Source organism: Sneathiella sp. (assembly GCF_002694385.1).
Taxonomy (GTDB): domain Bacteria; phylum Pseudomonadota; class Alphaproteobacteria; order Sneathiellales; family Sneathiellaceae; genus Sneathiella.
Genome location: NZ_NZMB01000017.1, coordinates 26,276 through 45,714, shown reverse-complemented (window position 1 = coordinate 45,714; position 19,439 = coordinate 26,276). Strand labels below are relative to the sequence as shown.

Annotated in this window: 18 protein-coding genes and 1 tRNA gene; 3 read left to right on the top strand and 16 right to left on the bottom strand. The window is 57.6% G+C overall.

The features are described from left to right. Positions 1-14: 14 nt before the first annotated feature. Genes CMN55_RS11730 through CMN55_RS11715 form a run of 4 tightly spaced genes read right to left on the bottom strand, consistent with a single transcriptional unit; the run spans position 15 to position 5,372 of the window. The gene (locus CMN55_RS11730; RefSeq protein ID WP_293949992.1) at positions 15-920 is read right to left on the bottom strand and encodes a hydroxymethylglutaryl-CoA lyase; all 906 of its coding nucleotides are present in this window, start codon (positions 918-920) and stop codon (positions 15-17) included. Further along, on the bottom strand, positions 917-2,938 hold the full coding sequence (locus tag CMN55_RS11725; protein ID WP_293949991.1) for an acetyl/propionyl/methylcrotonyl-CoA carboxylase subunit alpha: 2,022 nt from the start codon (positions 2,936-2,938) through the stop codon (positions 917-919). The genes CMN55_RS11730 and CMN55_RS11725 overlap by 4 nt, the downstream gene beginning before the upstream one ends. Before the next feature lie 22 nt (positions 2,939-2,960). Beyond that, positions 2,961-3,755, bottom strand: coding sequence for an enoyl-CoA hydratase/isomerase family protein (locus CMN55_RS11720; protein WP_293949990.1), 795 nt, complete (start codon positions 3,753-3,755; stop codon positions 2,961-2,963). Positions 3,756-3,764: 9 nt separating this feature from the next. Continuing rightward, a complete protein-coding gene (locus CMN55_RS11715; RefSeq protein WP_293949989.1) occupies positions 3,765-5,372 on the bottom strand; it encodes a carboxyl transferase domain-containing protein in 1,608 nt (535 codons plus the stop codon). Positions 5,373-5,477: 105 nt separating this feature from the next. On the opposite strand from CMN55_RS11715, the gene CMN55_RS11710 reads away from it, so the two are divergent. After that, complete coding sequence (locus CMN55_RS11710) at positions 5,478-6,260, top strand: SDR family NAD(P)-dependent oxidoreductase (protein ID WP_293949988.1); 783 nt, start codon at positions 5,478-5,480, stop codon at positions 6,258-6,260. Positions 6,261-6,328: 68 nt separating this feature from the next. On the opposite strand, the gene CMN55_RS11705 is transcribed toward CMN55_RS11710, so the two are convergent. The 5 genes from CMN55_RS11705 to CMN55_RS11685 form a co-directional block, all read right to left on the bottom strand. Continuing rightward, entirely contained in the window at positions 6,329-6,934 is a 606-nt protein-coding gene (locus CMN55_RS11705; RefSeq protein ID WP_293949987.1) for a 2-hydroxychromene-2-carboxylate isomerase, read from the bottom strand. A gap of 11 nt (positions 6,935-6,945) precedes the next feature. Continuing rightward, the gene (locus CMN55_RS11700; RefSeq protein ID WP_293949986.1) at positions 6,946-8,082 is read right to left on the bottom strand and encodes an acyl-CoA dehydrogenase family protein; all 1,137 of its coding nucleotides are present in this window, start codon (positions 8,080-8,082) and stop codon (positions 6,946-6,948) included. A 33-nt stretch (positions 8,083-8,115) separates the two neighbouring features. Beyond that, a complete protein-coding gene (locus CMN55_RS11695) occupies positions 8,116-9,303 on the bottom strand; it encodes an acetyl-CoA C-acyltransferase (RefSeq protein WP_293949985.1) in 1,188 nt (395 codons plus the stop codon). Positions 9,304-9,342: 39 nt separating this feature from the next. Continuing rightward, positions 9,343-10,515, bottom strand: coding sequence for an isovaleryl-CoA dehydrogenase (locus CMN55_RS11690; protein WP_293949984.1), 1,173 nt, complete (start codon positions 10,513-10,515; stop codon positions 9,343-9,345). Between the two features lie 105 nt (positions 10,516-10,620). Further along, positions 10,621-11,085: a PaaI family thioesterase gene (locus CMN55_RS11685; protein WP_293949983.1), complete on the bottom strand. Its 465-nt coding sequence runs from the start codon at positions 11,083-11,085 to the stop codon at positions 10,621-10,623. Between the two features lie 144 nt (positions 11,086-11,229). Here CMN55_RS11685 and CMN55_RS11680 point away from each other — a divergent pair, with 144 nt between their 5' ends. Further along, positions 11,230-12,129 carry a LysR family transcriptional regulator gene (locus tag CMN55_RS11680; protein ID WP_293949982.1) on the top strand — a complete coding sequence of 300 codons (900 nt, stop codon included), beginning with the start codon at positions 11,230-11,232 and terminating at the stop codon, positions 12,127-12,129. 4 nt (positions 12,130-12,133) lie between these two features. On the opposite strand, the gene mgtE is transcribed toward CMN55_RS11680, so the two are convergent. From mgtE to CMN55_RS11645, 7 genes are all read right to left on the bottom strand, one after another. Next, on the bottom strand, positions 12,134-13,537 hold the full coding sequence (mgtE, locus tag CMN55_RS11675; RefSeq protein WP_293949981.1) for a magnesium transporter: 1,404 nt from the start codon (positions 13,535-13,537) through the stop codon (positions 12,134-12,136). A 2-nt stretch (positions 13,538-13,539) separates the two neighbouring features. After that, a complete protein-coding gene (locus CMN55_RS11670) occupies positions 13,540-15,867 on the bottom strand; it encodes an NADP-dependent malic enzyme (RefSeq protein ID WP_293949980.1) in 2,328 nt (775 codons plus the stop codon). Positions 15,868-16,090: 223 nt separating this feature from the next. Then, complete coding sequence (gene arsC / locus CMN55_RS11665; RefSeq protein WP_293949979.1) at positions 16,091-16,489, bottom strand: arsenate reductase (glutaredoxin); 399 nt, start codon at positions 16,487-16,489, stop codon at positions 16,091-16,093. Beyond that, positions 16,486-17,538 (bottom strand): ACR3 family arsenite efflux transporter, encoded by a 1,053-nt coding sequence (arsB, locus tag CMN55_RS11660; RefSeq protein ID WP_293949978.1) that lies wholly within the window; start codon positions 17,536-17,538, stop codon positions 16,486-16,488. Before arsB ends, arsC begins: the two co-directional genes overlap by 4 nt. Before the next feature lie 112 nt (positions 17,539-17,650). Then, positions 17,651-17,998, bottom strand: coding sequence for an ArsR/SmtB family transcription factor (locus tag CMN55_RS11655; RefSeq protein WP_293949977.1), 348 nt, complete (start codon positions 17,996-17,998; stop codon positions 17,651-17,653). A 243-nt stretch (positions 17,999-18,241) separates the two neighbouring features. Next, positions 18,242-18,328, bottom strand: a tRNA-Leu gene (locus CMN55_RS11650). Between the two features lie 65 nt (positions 18,329-18,393). Then, positions 18,394-18,648 (bottom strand): FliM/FliN family flagellar motor switch protein, encoded by a 255-nt coding sequence (locus CMN55_RS11645; protein ID WP_293949976.1) that lies wholly within the window; start codon positions 18,646-18,648, stop codon positions 18,394-18,396. A 121-nt stretch (positions 18,649-18,769) separates the two neighbouring features. On the opposite strand from CMN55_RS11645, the gene lipB reads away from it, so the two are divergent. After that, complete coding sequence (gene lipB, locus CMN55_RS11640; protein WP_366932050.1) at positions 18,770-19,426, top strand: lipoyl(octanoyl) transferase LipB; 657 nt, start codon at positions 18,770-18,772, stop codon at positions 19,424-19,426. Positions 19,427-19,439: the final 13 nt, after the last annotated feature.

The following is a 19,439-nucleotide window of genomic DNA, read 5'->3' as shown; positions in this document are numbered from 1 at the left end:
TGTCCAGCGACGGCTCAATCAAGCTTGTTTTTAAGGGCGCGGGCGACGCTGGAAACCGGCGCGCGGCCAAAAAAGTCTGAGATGAACCAGGCTGTCCGCACCAGCTTCTTCAGGTCGATGCTGCTGTCGATCCCCATACCATCCAGCATATAGACCACATCTTCCGTCGCCACATTTCCGGTGGCGCCCGGTGCGTAAGGACAGCCGCCCAGACCGGCAACGGAGCTGTCAAATCGCGCCACGCCCATTTCCAGCGCCGCAAGATAGTTGGCCAGCGCCTGCCCATAGGTGTCATGGAAATGCACGCCGATCACATCGAGCGGAATGGCCGTCGCCACCGCCTCGATCACTTCTTTGGTGCGGCGCGGCGTCCCAACGCCAATGGTATCGGCAAGCGAGACTTCATAGCAGCCCATGTCATACATCTTGGCGGCAACGTCCGCGACAGTCGCCGGGGTAATCTCGTCCCCGAACGGGCTGCCAAGAGCGCAGGAAACGCTCGCTCTGACGGGAATGCCCGCCTCCTTTGCCGCCGCCATCACGGGCGTAAAGCGCTCAATGCTTTCCGCGATGGAACAGTTGATATTACGCTTGTTGAACAGTTCAGAAGCGGCTGTGAAAATCTCCACCTCATCCGCTTTTGCAGCCATGGCTCCTTCATAGCCCTTCATGTTGGGCGTCAGAACGGAATAGATCACATCGTCACGCACCGGCAATTTCGCCATCACATCGGCCGTATCCGCCATCTGCGGCACCCATTTGGGAGAGACAAAACTGCCCGTTTCAATCGCCCCTACACCCGCATCGATCAGCCGTTCGATCAGTTCGACCTTGATGTCAACGGGCACCATCTGCTTTTCATTTTGCAGGCCGTCGCGCGCGCCAACCTCGAATATCCGCACCCGGGAAGGAAGCGTCATGATGTTTCCTCATCCTTCAGCCGGACAAGGGTTGTGCCTTCGTCAACCTGATCGCCTACTTCGAAAAAGACTTCCTCAACAACTCCGTCGCGGAAGGCCGTTAAAGTATGCTCCATCTTCATCGCCTCGATAACAACCAGCGGATCCCCCTTGGCGACATCCGCCCCGGCAGTGACAAAAAGCTGGATCAGCTTGCCCGGCATGGGGGAAGTCACTGCGCCGGAACCGCCTTCTGATGACAAACCATCAAAATCGGCAACCCGCTCCATAATCTCCACTTCACGCCCGGGCGTCATGACGATAAGTTTCGCGCCCTGCCGCTGGACCGCACCAGTAAAGTGATGCCCATCCAGCCGCACCGACAGCCCGCCATCTGCGGTCGGCGTCGCGCGCGCGTGTCGGCGTCCTCCCGGAAGGTCGAGCAAGAGCCCTTCCTTGCCATGCCAGGCAATAACGGTCACATCCTCTCCGTCAATCTCGAAGCGGAAGTCATCATGGCCGGTATCGTTGGGCCGCCATGCCTTCAGGTCATTCCAGGGCGAATAAGGGTCCGTTGAGGCGGCCGTCAAACTGTTCAGCCTCACTTCCCGTTCGCTCAGCAGGAAAAGCGCCGCAAAGGCAAGGTCCTCATCCGTCGGTACGGACGCCGGCGGCACAAGGTCATCGCGAAAACGGTCGATGAAGCCCGTATCCAGCTCCTTCGCCGCAAAGGCCGGATGGGAGGCAATCTGCCGTAGGAAAGCGATATTTGTGGTCAGACCCGCGATCTGATAATCATCCAACGCGGCGGCCAGCGTCTGCAACGCAGCCGCCCGCGTGTCGCCATGAACAATCAGCTTCGCGATCATTGGATCATAATAGGGCGTCACGCTGTCCCCTTCCCGCACCCCGGTATCAATACGCACAGACGCACTTTCACGTGGCGGGCGCAACCGCAGCAGCGGCCCCGTCGCGGGCAGGAAATCATTGGCCGGATCTTCCGCATAAAGGCGCACTTCAAAGGCATGACCGTTGATGGTGAGCCCCTCTTGCGCAACCGGCAGGGTTTCCCCACCGGCAACACGCAGCTGCCATTCCACCAGATCCTGACCGGTGATCATTTCGGTGACCGGATGCTCCACCTGCAGGCGGGTGTTCATCTCCATAAAATAGAAGGCATCTTCTTTCAGCCCGTCCGACACATCGGCGATAAACTCGATGGTGCCCGCGCCGACATAACCAATGGCCTTCGCCGCTGCGACAGCCGCCGCGCCCATGGCCGCGCGCATTTTTTCCGGCATATCCGGCGCCGGGGCTTCCTCGATCACCTTCTGATGCCGCCGCTGGAGCGAGCAGTCCCGCTCGAACAGATGCACCGCATTGCCATGGCTATCCGCGAACACCTGAATTTCGATATGGCGCGGCTTGGTGAGGAATTTTTCGATCAGGACACGCGCATCGCCAAAGGCGGATTGCCCTTCCCGCTGGGCGGAGGCAAGCGCCGCCGGAAATTCCTTCGCGGAATGAACGCTTCGCATCCCCTTGCCGCCGCCGCCCGCAACCGCCTTGATCAGTACGGGATAGCCGATCCGTTCCGCCTCTTTTGCCAGCAGGTCAGTATCCTGATCCTCCGCATGATAGCCGGGAACGACGGGCACTTCCGCCTTCACCATCAATGCTTTCGCCGCGTCCTTTAGGCCCATCGCGCGAATGGCGCTGGCGGGCGGGCCGATAAAGATCACACCGGCCTTCTCGCAGGCTTCCGCAAAGGCGGCGTTTTCCGACAGGAAGCCATAGCCCGGATGGATCGCCTCCGCGCCTGTATGCTTCGCCGCTTCAAGAATGCGGTCCGCCTTGAGATAGCTTTCCGACACTTCCGCAGGACCGATCAGAATCGCCTCATCTGCCATCTGGACATGACGGGCATTGGCATCCGCCTCCGAATAGACGGCCACTGTGCGGACACCCAGCCGGGAGGCTGTTTCCATCACCCGGCAGGCGATTTCTCCGCGATTTGCAATAAGTATTTTTTTAAACACCGGTTAAAAATCCTTTTAACGGTTAAATGATATGCCAGTGGGGTTTCCGCTTTTCCAGGAAGGCCTGAACACCCTCCTTGCCCTCGTCGCTTGCCCGCCGCTCGGCGATTCGATCGGCTGTCTCGCGCAGGATATGAGAATCAATGGGTCGCCCGGCAACGGTAGAAACCAGATCTTTCGCATCGGCCATGGCGCCCGGCGCATTCTTCACAATCTGATCCAGCAGCTTATCTCGGGCCTCCGCCAGATGATGCACATCGTCCACCAGCTCATGCAACAGACCAAGGCGATGCGCCGTTTCACCGTCAAACATCTCCGCTGTCTGGAAATAGCGGCGGCAGGCACGCGCGCCCATCGCTTCCACCACATAGGGGGAGATGACAGCGGGGATGAGACCGAGCTTCACTTCCGATAAGCAAAATTTCACATCCCGCACCCCGATGGCGATATCGCAGGCGGCGACAAGCCCGAGCCCGCCGCCATAGGCCGGCCCCTGCACCAGCGCGATGGTCGGTTTTGGCATGGTGTAGAGATTTTTCAGCATCTCGGCAAAATTGATGCTGTCCTCACGGTTATCTTCCTCCGTGAAATGGGCGGCGCGCTTCATCCAGTTGAGATCGGCGCCCGCAGAGAAGCTTTTGCCCGCCGCCGCAATGATCACGGCGCGGACGCCCTCCTGATGACCAACATCAACGATCATCTCGCCTAGTTGCTCGATCAGCTCCTCATTGAACGCGTTATGAACCTCCGGCCGGTTCAGGGTGATGGTCGCAATGCCATCGGTCGAGAAATGCAATAATACCAACTCTTCGCTCATCTCACTCTCCTACATTCTGAACAGGCCAAATTTCGTCGGCTCGATGGGGGCATTGAGGGAGGCGGAAAGCCCGAGCCCCAACACCATGCGGCTTTCCGCCGGATCTACAATCCCGTCATCCCAGACACGGGCGCTCGCGAAATAGGGATGACCTTCCTTTTCATACTGCGCCTCGACGGGCGCGCGGAAGGCGGCTTCCTCCTCCGCGCTCCAGGTTTCGCCGCGCGCCTCCATCCCGTCACGTTTGACGGTGGCCAGAACGGCCGCCGCCTGCGGTCCGCCCATCACGGAAATCCGGGCATTTGGCCACATCCAGAGGAGCCGCGGGCTATAGGCGCGCCCCGCCATGCCGTAGTTGCCAGCCCCGAAGGAGCCGCCAAAAATCATGGTGAATTTCGGCACCTTCGCCGTGGCCACGGCCGTCACCAGCTTGGCGCCGTCCTTGGCGATGCCGCCCGCCTCATATTTCTGCCCGACCATGAAGCCGGTAATATTCTGCAAAAAGACAAGCGGTATATTCCGCTGGCAGCACAGCTCGATAAAATGCGCGCCCTTGACGGAACTTTCGGAAAAGAGAATGCCGTTGTTGGCCAGAATGCCAACGGGATAACCGTGAATATGGGCAAAACCGGTCACCAGTGTCGGCCCATAATTCTTTTTAAACTCATCAAATTCAGAGCCATCGACGAGACGCGCAATAATCTCCCGTACATCGAAGGGGGTGCGCATGTCCTTCGGGATCAGGCCGTAAATTTCCGCCGGATCATAAAGGGGGGCCTTCGGTGGACGAATGTCCAGTGGCATCGGCTTTACCTTGTTGAAAGAGGCCACGCAGCGCCGCGCGATATCGAGTGCATGTTCGTCATTCTCTGCCATATGATCGGTCACGCCTGAGATGCGCGAATGCACTTCCGCCCCGCCCAGATCCTCGGCCGAGACCACCTCCCCCGTTGCCGCCTTTACCAGCGGCGGACCGGCGAGAAAGATGGTGCCCTGATTGCGGACAATGATGCTTTCATCGCACATGGCCGGAACATAGGCGCCGCCCGCGGTGCAGGAGCCCATCACGACGGCGATCTGCGGGATGCCGAGGGCGGACATATTCGCCTGATTGTAAAAGCTGCGGCCAAAATGATCGCGATCAGGGAACACATCCTGCTGGTTCGGCAGGTTGGCGCCGCCCGAGTCAACCAGATAGATACAGGGGAGATGGTTCTCCAGCGCCACTTCCTGCGCCCGGAGATGTTTCTTCACCGTCAGCGGATAGTAAGTCCCGCCTTTCACCGTCGCATCGTTGCAGACGATGATGCACTCACGCCCCTCGATGCGACCGATACCGGTGATGATCCCCGCGGAATGGATATCCCCACCATACATGTCCCAGGCGGCCATCTGGCTGAATTCCAGAAAGGGCGATCCGGGGTCGAGAAGCCGCCGCACCCGCTCTCTCGGCAGCAGCTTGCCGCGCGAAAGATGCTTCTCCCGCGCGCGTTCGCCGCCCCCCTGCTTGATGGTTGCGACCTTGTCTTTAAGATCCTCAACCAACGCGCTCATATGGGCAGCATTGGTCTTGAAATCCTCGCTTCGTGTGTTGAGATTACTTTTCAATACAGACATTCGTTTCTCTTTCCACTTCGGGCAATATCAAATCGATTACTTGGCGAACGCCGTCCTTTGTGTTACGCAAAAGTCTTGGAACAAGTCATAAAAAGGGAATAAAAAATGGCCTACAAACCATTTGATCTGACGGGGAAGGTTGCCCTGATTACGGGCGGCAACGGGGGCATCGGCCTCGGCATGGCGGATGCCATTGCACAGGCCGGCGGCGATATCTGCATCTGGGGCACCAACGAGGCGAAGAATGCAGCAGCCGTTGAACAGCTTAAAGCACATGGCACGCGCGTCTCCTCTCTCATCTGTAATGTTTCGGACCAGAAGGAAGTCAAGGATTGCTTCGCCGAAACGCTGTCTCAATATGGCCGCGTCGATGGCTGCTTTGCCAATGCGGGCGTCAGCTCGGGCAAGAAATCCTTCCTTGAAATTGACGACAAGGAATGGCATCGCGTTCTCGACATCAATCTTGATGGCGTTTTTTATACCTTTCAGGAAGCGACCAAGCATATGGTCGAGCGGGCGGAAAAAGGCGATCCCGGCGGGCGCCTTGTCGGCACCGCCAGCCTCGCCGCCATTTCCGGCGCGGCGCGGAATGAACATTATGCCGCCACCAAGGGCGGTGTCATCTCCATGATCCGCGCCCTCGCCGTGGAGTTCGCGAAGCATGACATTACCGCCAACGCCATCCTGCCGGGCTGGATTGAAACGGCAATGACCGAAAATGCCTTCGCCTGGCAGAAGTTCGCAGATAATGTGCTGCCGCGCATTCCCGCACGCCGCTGGGGCAAGCCGCAGGATTTCGGCGGCATGGCGGTTTATCTCATGTCGGACGCCAGCGCCTATCACACCGGCGACACCATGCTGATCGACGGCGCGTATTTCCTGTATTAAAAGCCCGCATATATCCGGTCCCGCAGTGGCGGGGCCGGTTATTCGCTCCCTGTAGTCAAGCCCCCGCATTACCAGCCACCCCGCGCCAGCCACTCATCAAGCTGGGATACCCGGTCCGCGCCCCAGAAACGTTCCCCATCGACGATAAAGTAAGGCGCGCCGAAGATCTTCTTTTCAAACACCGTTTCCTCCACGGATGCCGTGAATGCCCGCTTGATTTCGGTCTCCTGAATAGCGGTAGAAAAGGCATCGGCATTTACGCCCGCCTCTTCTGCAATCTCTGTCACCACCACCGGATCGGCGATGTCCCGCCCCTCGGTAAAATAGGCGGCGAAGATTCTTTTTGCAAAACCGACGGCGCGCGCCGGATCCTGCTGGTCAATCCACAGAAACCCGCGCGAGGCGGCCAACGTCACCTTCGGAAAAGCCTCCGGCATAACAAAAGGAATGCCGTGATAACGCGCCGTGCGGTCGAAATCCATGCGCGAATAGTCGCCCTTCATCGGATATTGCGTCAAAGGAAAGGTCCTCTCCCCCTTCATGGCAACGCCCAACATAAAAGGATGCCAGACGAGGTCGCGCCCATGACGCTGCGCGACAGGCTCAATCAGATGGCTACCAAGATAGGCATAGGGCGAAGAGAAATCGAAATAAAAATCTATCTGTCCTGCCATCCCTGTCACACTCACCCCGCCGCCAGATTACGGGCAATCACCAGCTTCTGGATATCGGACGTGCCTTCATATATCTGGCAAACGCGGACATCGCGGTAGATCTTCTCGACCGGATAATCGGCAATATAGCCATTGCCGCCAAGGGTTTGGATCGCGCCAGAGCAGACTTCCTCCGCCATTTCAGAGGCGAACAGTTTTGCCATGCTCGCTTCGGTCAGGCAGGGCAGTCCAGCGTCCTTCAGGCTCGCCGCATGCAGCACCATCTGCCGCGCGACTTCCAGCTTCGTCGCCATATCGGCCAGACGGAAGCCAACGGCCTGATGCGCAATAATAGCGCTCCCGAACGACTGCCGTTCCTTGGCATAGTCAATCGCATGGGCGAGCGCCGCGCCCGCCATGCCGACACTCTGCGCAGCAATACCAATCCGTCCGGTTTCAAGGTTGGCCAGCGCAATGCGATAGCCCGCCCCTTCCGCGCCGAGCATATTTGCCACGGGCACGCGCACCTCATCAAACGCAATCTGGCAGGTGTCGGACGCTTTCTGGCCGAGCTTCTTCTCAATGGAGGCAACGCGATATCCGTCACTATTGGTCGGGACAATAAAGCAGCTAATGCCTTTTTTGCCAGCCTCCGGATCGGTCACCGCAAAGACCAGCGCAACCCCGCCGATCTTGCCGGAGGTGATAAACTGCTTGGTGCCGGAGATCACGTAATGATCGCCTTCCCGCCGGGCGCGGGTTTTTAGCGCCGAGGCATCCGAGCCCGCATGCGGTTCTGTCAGACAGAAAGCACCAATTTCCTCCCCTTTTGCGAGCAGAGTGAGAAAGGCCTGCTTCTGTGCCTCTGTCCCCTCTTTCTGAAGGGCGGCGCAGCAGGGTGAGTTATTGACACTCATTACGGTAGACACCGCGCCATCACCGGCGGCAATCTCCATCAGCGCAAGCGCATAGGACACATAGTCCGCGCCCGCCCCGCCATATTCTTCAGGCACGGTCATGCCCATCAGGCCAAGGGCGCCCATTTCGTTAAATACAGTCCGCGAAATGGACTGGCTTTCTTCCCAGTCCGCCGAATGGGGCGCCAGACGATCTGTCGCAAAGTCGCGCGCCATATCGCGGATCATGGTTTGCTCTTCGGTCAATATCATCTGGCTCTTCCACTCAACATTCCGGTTCAATCTTTAATCTACAAGTTCCAGCGCCATGGCCGTTGCTTCACCGCCCCCGATACAGAGCGACGCAACGCCCCGTTTCTTGCCATACTTCTGCAAGGCGGAAAGAAGAGTCACCACAATACGCGCACCCGATGCCCCGACCGGATGACCGAGCGCACAAGCGCCGCCATGTACATTCACCTTGGCATGATCAAGACCAAGGTCTTTCATCGCCGCCATGGTGACAACGGCGAAGGCTTCGTTAATCTCGAACAGATCAACATCGTCTTTCGTCCAGTTCACCTTTTCCATTACCTTGCGGATGGCATCAATGGGGGCCATGGTGAATTCGGACGGCTTGCGGGCATGTGTGGAATGGGCCAGAAATTTTGCGATCGGCTTCAGGCCGCGCTTCTTTGCCTCGCTTTCCGTCATCAGGACCAGCGCCGCGCCGCCATCGGAAATGGAGGAACTGTTCGCCGCCGTCACCGTGCCGTCTTTTGCAAAGGCGGGCTTCAGCGTTGGAATTTTATCCGGCTGACCTTTCAGCGCCTGCTCGTCCTTGTCGATAACCACATCACCCTTGCGGGTCTTGACGGTAACCGGCGTGATTTCGGACGCAAAGCTGCCGTCCTCCGTTGCCTGCTTGGAACGGCGCAGGGATTCAATGGCATAAGCATCCTGCGCTTCACGGGTGAACTGGTAGAGACCTGCGGTTTCTTCGGCAAAGCTGCCCATCAGCCGACCTTCTTCATACGCATCCTCCAGTCCATCGAGGAACATATGATCCTTGACCTCTCCATGGCCGAGACGCAGGCCACTGCGGACTTTCGGCAGAACATAGGGGGCGTTGGTCATGCTCTCAAATCCGCCAGCAACCAGCACGTTGGCACTGCCTGCCTTCAGGGCGTCATAGGCGTACATGGCGGCGCGCATGCCGGAGCCGCACATCTTGTTGACCGTCGTGCAGCCAACGCTGTCGGGAATGCCCGCCCCGAAGGAGGCCTGACGCGCCGGGGCCTGGCCAAGACCGGCAGACAGGACGCACCCCATGATGACTTCATCAATATCCGTGCCGGTGACCCCCGCACGGTCCATGGCAGCCTTAATAGCCACCGCGCCGAGCTGCGGCGCCTTCACATCGGACAGATCGCCCTGAAAGCCACCCATCGGCGTCCGCGCCATACCAACGATGACAATAGGATCTTCACTCATTTTCTTTTTCTCCTTGTGAACGTCCGGGATTTCCCGGACCTAGCTGGTCTCGTTAAATAATTCGCGCCCGATCAGCATCCGACGGACCTCGCTGGTGCCCGCGCCGATCTCATAGAGCTTGGCATCGCGCAATAGCCGACCGGTCGGATATTCGTTGATATAACCATTGCCGCCAAGGGCTTGTATAGCCTCCAGCGCCATCCATGTCGCCTTCTCCGCCGCATAGAGAATAACACCCGCCGCATCTTTGCGGGTCGTCTCTCCCCGATCGCAGGCCTTCGCCACCGCATAGACATAGGCCTTGCAGGCATTCATGGTGGAATACATGTCGGCAACCTTGCCCTGCATGAGCTGGAACGTGCCGATGGGTTGGCCGAATTGCTCGCGGTCATGGATATAGGGAATGACGGCATCCATGCAGGCCTGCATGATACCAAGCGGCCCGGCGGACAGCACCACCCGCTCATAATCAAGGCCGCTCATCAGCACGCGAACGCCTTCATTGAGAGGGCCCAGGATATTCTCCTCCGGCACCTCGCAATCCTCGAATACAAGCTCGCAGGTGTTGGAACCGCGCATGCCGAGCTTGTCCAGCTTCTGCGCCGTTGAAAAGCCGGGAAAGCCCTTTTCGATCAGAAAAGCGGTAATGCCGCGCGGTCCCGCATTCGGTTCGGTCTTGGCATAAACTACCAGCACATCGGCATCCGGCCCGTTGGTGATCCAGAATTTATTGCCGTTCAGGATATAGCGATCTCCCTGCTTCTCCGCCCGGAGGCGCATGGAAACCACGTCGGAACCCGCGCCCGGCTCACTCATGGCCAGCGCCCCCACATGCTCCCCGCTGATCAGCTTCGGTAGATATTTCTGTTTCTGTGCTTCGCTGCCATTGCGGCGAATCTGATTGACGCAGAGATTGGAATGCGCCCCGTAGGACAGCCCGACCGAGGCGGACGCACGGCTGATTTCCTCCACCGCGATGCAATGCTCCAGATAGCCGAGGCCGGAGCCACCATACTCTTCCTCCACCGTGATGCCCAGCAGGCCAAGCGCGCCCATCTTCGGCCACATATCCATGGGAAATTCATTGCGCGCATCAATCTCGGCGGCACGCGGCGCCAGCTCGGCCGCCGCAAAACTGGCCACCGTCTCACGCATCATATCGGCGGTTTCGCCCAAGCCGAAATTCAAACCGGGAAAATGGACTGCTGACATTCTTTCCTCCCTATCTGGCCACGCCAATGGTTTGTTGATACGGCCACACGCGTCTTGCCTGCCTCATAATATGGAGTGTTGTCGCGATCATGTCGATAGCCTCCCTCATGCCCTTTTGCCATGATCGGGTTTTCCCATCAGGCACATCATGGTGAACAGCCCCGTCAGGCAGTGGCGGGATTCCCCCTCTCCTTCCGCATAGGCGTCCGCCCGGCAGATGAACAGGGTCCGACCGCTTTTGATCACTTCACCGCGCGCCCGCAGGGTTTTCCCCTCGGCCGGGTTCAGCAGATTGACCTTAAATTCGGTTGTGAGAATGGTGCTGTCCGGAGGATAGAGCGAATAGCAGGCATAGCCGGCTGCCGAATCCGTCAGTGCGGACACGAGCCCGCCATGGAAAAAGCCATGCTGCTGCGTCAGACCGGGACGCATGGGCAGCGTAAGCTCGCATATCCCCGGCTCCAGATGAGTGATTGCCGCCCCAATTTCCGCCATAAAGGGCTGCCGTGAAAAACTGTCGCGGACGACGGCATCATAATCCGGATTGCGTGGCTTGAAGTTTGTCGACATTTTCTCTCCCACATCTGACGGGGTCCGTTAATAACCGCCACAGCGACTGCTTCGACCCTCGATTTTTCATGTCGCCACTATAAGAAAAAGATGGCAATAGATAAAATCGTTTGTTTCGATCATAGCTATTGATAATATCTATGGATGGATATCTATCAGCTTCGCTACTTCCTGGCCATTGTGGAAACCGGCAATTTCTCCCGCGCGGCGGAGCGGAGCTTTGTCAGCCAGCCAACCCTGTCCACTGGCATCAAAAAGCTGGAGGCCGAGCTGGGCACCACCCTATTCAGCCGGGAGGCCCGCAAGATCAGCCTGACGGAAGCCGGACGCCGCCTGCTCCCTCACGCGCGCACGATCATTTATGAATGCAATGCAGCAAAATCGGAAGTTTCCCGCAGAAGCCCGCTGCGCCGCCTGCAACTCGGCCTGCTGAGAACGGCTCCGACACAACGTATCTCCGCACTTGTGAACGATTTTGCAAAAGCCCACGGCGATATCCAGATTTCCATCAAGGAGGGCGCCGCGGCCCAGCTCCAACGCTGGCTGGATGAAGGACGGGTCAACGTCGCCCTCAGCATCCGGCCGGAAACGGAAAGCGGCCTTTCCTTTGCCCGGCTTTACAGGTGGAAATACATGCTTGCCATCCCCACCAGCCATTCCTTCGCCAGCCGCAGCCTTATTCCCCTGGCGGAGCTGGACCGCCTCGATTTTCTCCATCGCACCCATTGCGAGGCAGAAAGCGAACTCACCCGGGCCTTTGCCAATGCCGGAGTCAGTCCGAATATTGTCTTTCGCACCGATCAGGATGACAAGGCTCTGGCCCTTGTCAGTGCCGGGCTCGGCCTGTGCATGATGCCGGATATCCTCTCCGCACCGGGCATTGCGCTCTTGCCTGTCGATGGTATCAACATCGGCCGCAGCATCGGCCTGCTTTGGCGAAAAACCGAGGAAAATGACCTCATTCGATCATTCCAAATGTTTGCGACCAGTCACGGCTGGTATCCGGAGCGCAGCGGAAACAAGAATCTCGCCTGGGCGCGTTAGCCGCTCACAGCAGGATCAGAGTCGCCAGCCCCAGGAAAACAACAAAGCCGACAATATCTGTCACCGTCGTGACGAACACGCCGGATGCAATGGCCGGATCAATTTTCAATCGCTCCAGCATCACCGGAACGATCATGCCGATCACCCCCGCGACGAGGATATTAACAACCAGAGCCGCCGCAACAATGCCGCCAATCAGCGGATTACCAAACCACAGCCAGGCCACTGTGCCCACCATACAGGCGAAAATACTTCCATTGGTAAGCGCAACCAGCGCCTCTTTGTTGAGGATACGGAACATATTGGCCGTCGTCAGTTCCTTGGTGGCGAGGGCCCGCACCGCGACGGTCAGGGCCTGCGTTCCCGCATTGCCGCCCATACTGGCCGCAATGGGCATCAGCACCGCAAGGGCGATGACCGCCTCCATCGTGGCATCGAACAGGCTGATAGCAAAGGACGCCGCCAACGCCGTCAGCAGGTTGACGAACAGCCAGGGAAAGCGGGCGCGAATGGTGCGATAGACGCTGCTGAACAGATCGTCTTCCGACACACCGCCGAGACGCAGAATATCTTCCTCCGCCTCTTCATTGATAACATCAACGATATCATCAACGGTGATCACGCCGATCAGCGCGCCGTCATCATTCACCACCGCCGCCGATGCCAGGCGATATTGCTTAAACAGATAGGCGACTTCTTCCTGATCCATATCAACAGGGATCAGTTTCTGTTCCGCATCCATGATATCGCGGACCATCACATGCCGCTTGCTGCGCATGGCGCGGTTCAGCGGAATGGTGCCAATGGGATGATGGCGCGGATCAACGACAAAAATCTCGTAAAATTCATCGGGCAGATTTTCGGTATCGCGCATATAGTCGATCGTCTGGCCGATGTTCCAGTATTCCGGCACCGCGATCAGATCGCGCTGCATCAATCGGCCGGCCGTATCCTCGCCATAGGACAGACCTTCCTGCAACACCGCCCGCTCATCAGGCGGGATTTGATTGAGAACGTCGCGTCGATCCTCTTCCTCGAAATTCTCAAGAAAATCGACGGCATCATCCAGTTCAAGCTCATTGATGAAAGCGGCGATCTCCGCCGGTTCCATCTCATCGACCAGATGTTCGCGGACATTCTCATCGAGAGCGGAATAAACGTCCGGATCAATCCGGTCTTCCATTATGCGCATGAAGGGAAGGCGCAGCTTGGGCTTGAGCTGCTCGATCAGATCGGCCACGTCGGCCGCATGCCAATCCTCCAGCTTCTCATGAAGATAGGCGGAATCTTCCCGTTCAATAGCTTCCTGAATATCCTGAACGATTTCCTCGTTCAGGCCATAGGTGGGCGCGGTGTTTTCATCCTCACCGGCATCGCTGCCCACACGCTCGTCCTGCGCCTCGCTCATGATCAGCCTTCTTCAATAAGTCTTTCTCTCCGCGCGACAGGCCCCGGCATCATCTTGCCCGCCCTGTGATCCTGCGCATCAACTGCTGCAATGGCCGTCATATTGACAAGACCGCGCACCGTGATGGACGCCGCCGTGATATGCACGGATTTGGACATGCCGATCAGGATCGGCCCAACGGCAATGCCGTGACCAATGCTTTTGGCGATATTATAGCTGATATTGGCCGCATCAAGATTAGGCATAATCAGAAGGTTGGCGGCGCCCTGAAGCCGCGAATTCGGAAAGATCGCCTCCCGGATGGCGGGGATAAGGGCGGTATCCGCCTTCATCTCCCCTTCTATTTCCAGCTCCGGCGCCAGCTTTTCAACGATTTTCAACGCCTGCCGCGCATTGCGCGCAGAGGGCATATCGGTGGAGCCAAAATTGGAATAGGAGAGCAGCGCCGCCTTCGGTTCAATCCCGAAACGCCGCACTTCATCAGCGGACAAAATGGCAAGCTCCGCCAGTTCTTCCGGCGATTGCTCATGGCTGATCTGGGTATCGGTGAAGAACAGGGTTCGCTCCGGCATGATCAGCAGATGCAGCGCCGACGCATTACGCACCCCTTCGCGGAATGGAATAATATCCGCGATCCGCCGGTAATGATTGTCATATTTGCCGAATGTGCCGCAAATCATCGCGTCCGCATGGCCAAGATACACCATCATTGCGCCGATAATCGTGGTATTGGTGCGGATGCGGGCCTTTGCCGTCTCCACATCCACGCCAAAACGTTCGCGCAACTTGTGATAGGCCTGCCAGTATTCCCGGTAGCGTGGATCATCCTCGGGATCGGTAATCTCGAAATCAACCCCCGGCCGGATGCGAAGACCCAGCTTCTTGATGCGGTAGTCAATAACCTTGCTGCGGCCGATCAGGATCGGGATCGCAAGCCCGTCATCCACGACGGTCTGCACCGCCTGCAGGACGCGTTCCTCTTCCCCTTCGCAATAGGCAACCCGCATCAATTCCTGCCGTGCCTGATCGAACACCGGCTTCATAACAAAGCCCGTGCGATAGACAAAATGCGAAAGCTGCTGATGATATTTCTTGAGATCCTCGATAGGTCGGGTGGCGACACCACTCTCCATCGCCGCCTTGGCGACCGCAAAGGATACATGCAGATAGAGGCGCGGGTCGAACGGCGTCGGGATCAGATAGTCCGGCCCGAAGCTCGCCTGCGCACCGCCATAGGCCTTGGCGACAATGTCAGACTGTTCCGCCATGGCAAGATTGGCAATCGCCTTCACCGCGGCGATTTTCATTTCCTCATTGATCTCTGTCGCGCCGACATCGAGGGCACCGCGGAACAGATACGGAAAGCAGAGAACATTGTTCACCTGGTTCGGATAGTCGGAACGACCCGTTGCAATAATGGCGTCAGGGCGCACGGCTTTTGCTTCTTCGGGCAGAATTTCCGGCGTCGGATTGGCCAGCGCGAGGATAATCGGCCGCTCCGTCATTGTTTCAACCATTTCCGGCTTCAGCGCGCCGGGGCCTGAACAACCGAGAAAGATATCCGCGCCAACCATGGCCTCACCAAGTGTCCGCTTGTTCGTCTCAATGGCGAATTTGGACTTGTAGGGGTCCATTTCAATCTCACGCCCCTGATAGACAACGCCATGTATATCGCAAACGGTGATATTCTCCCGTGGCAGGCCGAGGCTGACCAGCAGGTTGAGGCAGGCCAGCGCCGCCGCGCCCGCACCGCAGGCCGTCAACTTGACCTCCGCAATGTCTTTCTCGACAATGCGCAGCGCATTATAAATGGCCGCGGCAACGCAGATGGCCGTGCCATGCTGGTCATCATGAAAGACGGGGATATTCATCCGCTCCCGGCAGAGCTTTTCAACAACAAAACATTCCGGCGCCTTGATATCCTCCAGGTTGATGCCACCGAATGTCGGCTCCATGGCCGCAATGATATCCACCAGCTTTTCCGGATCCCGCTCATCCAGCTCGATATCGAAAACATCAATTCCGGCGAATTTCTTGAAAAGAACGGCTTTCCCCTCCATCACCGGTTTGGAGGCAAGCGGCCCGATGGCGCCGAGGCCAAGCACCGCCGTGCCGTTTGTCACCACGCCCACCAGATTGCCGCGCGCCGTCAGATTGGCCGCCTCCACCGGATCCGCGGCAATGGCGAGACAGGGATGCGCTACCCCCGGCGAATAGGCCAGCGCGAGGTCCATCTGCGTATCCATCGGCTTCGTCGGCTGGATCGTCAGCTTCCCCGGCCTTGGCAGCCGGTGATAATCCAGTGCCTTTTCAGAATTGTCTTTCGCCATGTCCCCGTCTTCTCCGCCAGAAAGAATGCCCGCATTACCCGATACCAACCACCGGCGCCAGCAATAATAAACCGGCGTCACCAGTCAATAAAAGGGAAGCAAGCCGACGCCCTTATAACACGCTATCATAGCGTCGTCGGCGAAAGTTTCATGAAATTGTTCTGTTTTTTTAAACGGCTGGCCATCAATTCGGATTTTCGCATCGGTGACAGCCCTTCGGGGTTCAGCCCTTTACAATTTCACCGTCCTCCTTTGTGAACGGGCCGATATCGGGGTTTTCAAGGATATCCAGTACCGCTTCCGACGGGCGGCAAAGCCGCGCGCCTTTGTTAGTGACAACAATCGGCCGGTTGATCAGGATTGGATGTGCCAGCATCGCATCAATCAGCTCCGCTTCCGCCAGTTCCGGATTATCAAGACCCAGCTCCTGAAAGGGTGTCCCCTTTTCCCGCAACAACGCGCGCGCTGAGATGCCCATTTGCCGGATGAGGGATTCCAGCTCCTCACGGTCTGGCGGTGTTTCAAGATACAGTATGATCTCCGGTTCAACGCCGGACTGACGAATCATCGCCAATGTGTTTCGCGACGTGCCGCAATCGGGATTATGATAGATACGGGTCATGACGCCTTCCTTTCTTCAAAATGACGGCGGGTCCGATTGGCAAAAGCGACCAGCGACAACATGACCGGCACCTCAACCAGCACCCCGACAACGGTTGCCAGCGCTGCGCCGGAATTCAGCCCGAACAGGCTGATGGCGACGGCGACGGCCAGCTCAAAGAAATTCGACGTGCCGATCATGGCACAGGGAGCGGCAATTTTATGCGGCACCCGCATGCCGTATGCCGCACCATAGGCAAGGACAAAAATGCCATAGCTTTGCAGAATGATCGGTACGGCGATCAGGGCAATAATCAGCGGGTTCGCCAGAATGGCAGATGCCTGCAAGCCGAAGAGAATAACCACTGTTACCAGCAAGCCGATGATGGAAAGGGGCTTTATGCGGGCCATAAAAGCCGCGATGCGGGCCGGATCCCTGAGCAGTCGGCGCGTGACAAGCCCGGCGATCAACGGCAGGACAACATATAGAACCGTCGCCAGCAGCAGGGTTTCCCAGGGCACTGTGATTTCCGCAACGCCCAACAGCAGCGCGACAATCGGCGCGAATGCAAAGACCATGATCAGATCGTTTACCGAAACCTGCACCAGGGTGTAGAGCGCGTCCCCCTTGGTCAGCTGCGACCAGACAAACACCATCGCCGTGCAGGGCGCCGCACCCAGCAGGATAAGACCCGCGATATACTGCGCCGCATCTTCTGCCGGAATGAAGGGCGCAAAAACATAGTCGAAAAAAAGCACCGCGAGCAACGCCATGGTGAAAGGCTTGATCAGCCAGTTGACGACAAGCGTGATAAGAAGACCCTTGGGTTGCCGCGCAATATCGGAGACAGCAGAAAAATCCACCCCCACCATCATCGGATAGACCATTGCCCAGATCAGCACCGCGACGACAAGATTGATGGACGCGACTTCCGTCGCTGCAATCGTTTCCACAACACCGGGTGAGAAGGAGCCGAAGACAAGCCCCGCCAAAATCGAAAGCGCCACCCATAATGTCAGCCAGCGTTCAAACACGCCAAGGCCGGAGGGGGCATCAGAAACATCTGTCATGTCACACCTTATTCACCTGATTGAATTGCAAAACGCCCGCACAAGCTGACAGCCAAGGTCGGACAGAGGTCATTTCGGAGGGATTGAGACAATACAAAGCCGCCGCCATTGGTCATCCCCCACTTTCCCCGCAATGGCAGGAAATTTCGCTGATAACCGGCTGACACAGCTCGGGATGACCCCCGCAGCAATCTTCCAGCAGGAAACTCAAAAGAAAACGCATCCCCTGCATGTCCACATAATAGCGGATGGATCGCCCTTGCCGTTCATTGCGCAGCAGGCCCGCATTTACCAGGATGACAAGATTGGCCGACAATGTATTGGGCCGCACATCAAGCGCATCGGCAATGTCTCCCGCCGCCATCCCCTCCATCCCCTTTGTTACGAGCAAGCGGAAGATTTCCAGGCGGGTCTGCTGGCTCAAGGCTGAGAAGGCGGCAAGGGCGTTTTTTATTTCCATATTTCATGAAATATAGAAATAAAATCTATCCGTCAAGCCCTAAGATATTGGCAGCAGGAATCGCCCGGAAGGCATAACGCTCCATCACCGGAAAGCCACAGCAGGCTACGGCATGAGCCTTCTGATGGATATCATTCAGAATAATTCAGAAAAAGATGCCCCTGATTGGCAGACGGATCGACGGGCCTCTCTGGCAATACCGTTCAATCCTGCAAGGACAATCACAAACCGATGTCTGTGATATGGTGCGGTCGAGAAGACTCGAACTTCCACCCGTGTTACCGGACAGCGACCTCAACGCTGCGCGTCTACCAATTCCGCCACGACCGCACAATGGAGCAGGGAAATAACAAATGTTTCCCCCCTCTGCAACAACAGAATTGTTTTTTGGCCAATTAAAATTCCGGCAGGTTTTTTTTGACCTTATCGGTTATTGAAATTCCGATATTGTCATCAACAATGATGATCCCGCCATAGGCGATGGGTTTGTTGTTGGCAAGGACAACCGCATCGTCATCGGCGCCCGCATCCAGCTCGATCACCGCGCCGCGGCCCATCTTCAGAAGCTGATGAATCGGCATCACGGCCTTTCCGAGAACGACCGAGATTTCGACATCAACGCCCTCAATTGCCTTGTTTTCCTCGCTCATGGCCTGCATCCTTTGCCTAACCCTGCCGCTAGTATGCCCGAACAGGGTTAACAGGATGTTAAGCCCCCGCATTGCCTGCAGCCTTTATTGCCGTTTCGCCGAAAGCTGCTATATATCGGCCATGCACCGCATTGAATGGAAAATATCCGACGCCCCTGTCCCCTATGAGGAGGCCCTCCGCCGCATGGAGGCCCGCGTTGCTGACATTCGTGACAAGGACGCACCCGAGCTTGTCTGGCTTCTGGAACATCCGCCGCTCTATACGGCCGGAACCAGCGCCGATGCGACCGACCTGAAGGACCCGGAACGCTTTCCGGTCTATAAGGCGGGCCGCGGCGGGCAATACACCTATCACGGTCCCAGACAGCGCGTTGCTTATGTGATGCTCGACCTTAAAAAGCGCAATGCGGATATCCGCGTCTTCGTGCAGGATCTGGAAGACTGGGTGATCGAGACTTTGGCACAGTATCAGATCCGCGGCGAAAAGCGCGACGGGCGGGTTGGCGTCTGGGTCGACCGCGGTCATCGCGAGGACAAAATCGCCGCCATCGGTGTGCGGGTGCGCCGCTGGGTCAGCTTTCACGGCATATCCGTAAATGTGGACCCGGACCTCACCCACTATGCGGGGATTGTCCCCTGCGGCATTTCTGAGCATGGGGTGACATCACTCGTCGACCTCGGCATCCCGGTCAGCATGGCCGAGTTCGATATGGAGCTAAAAGCTGCGTTCGAGCGGATATTCCTGAAACGCGGTATTCCGGGATCGCTGATCAGCTAAGCGCATAACCGGT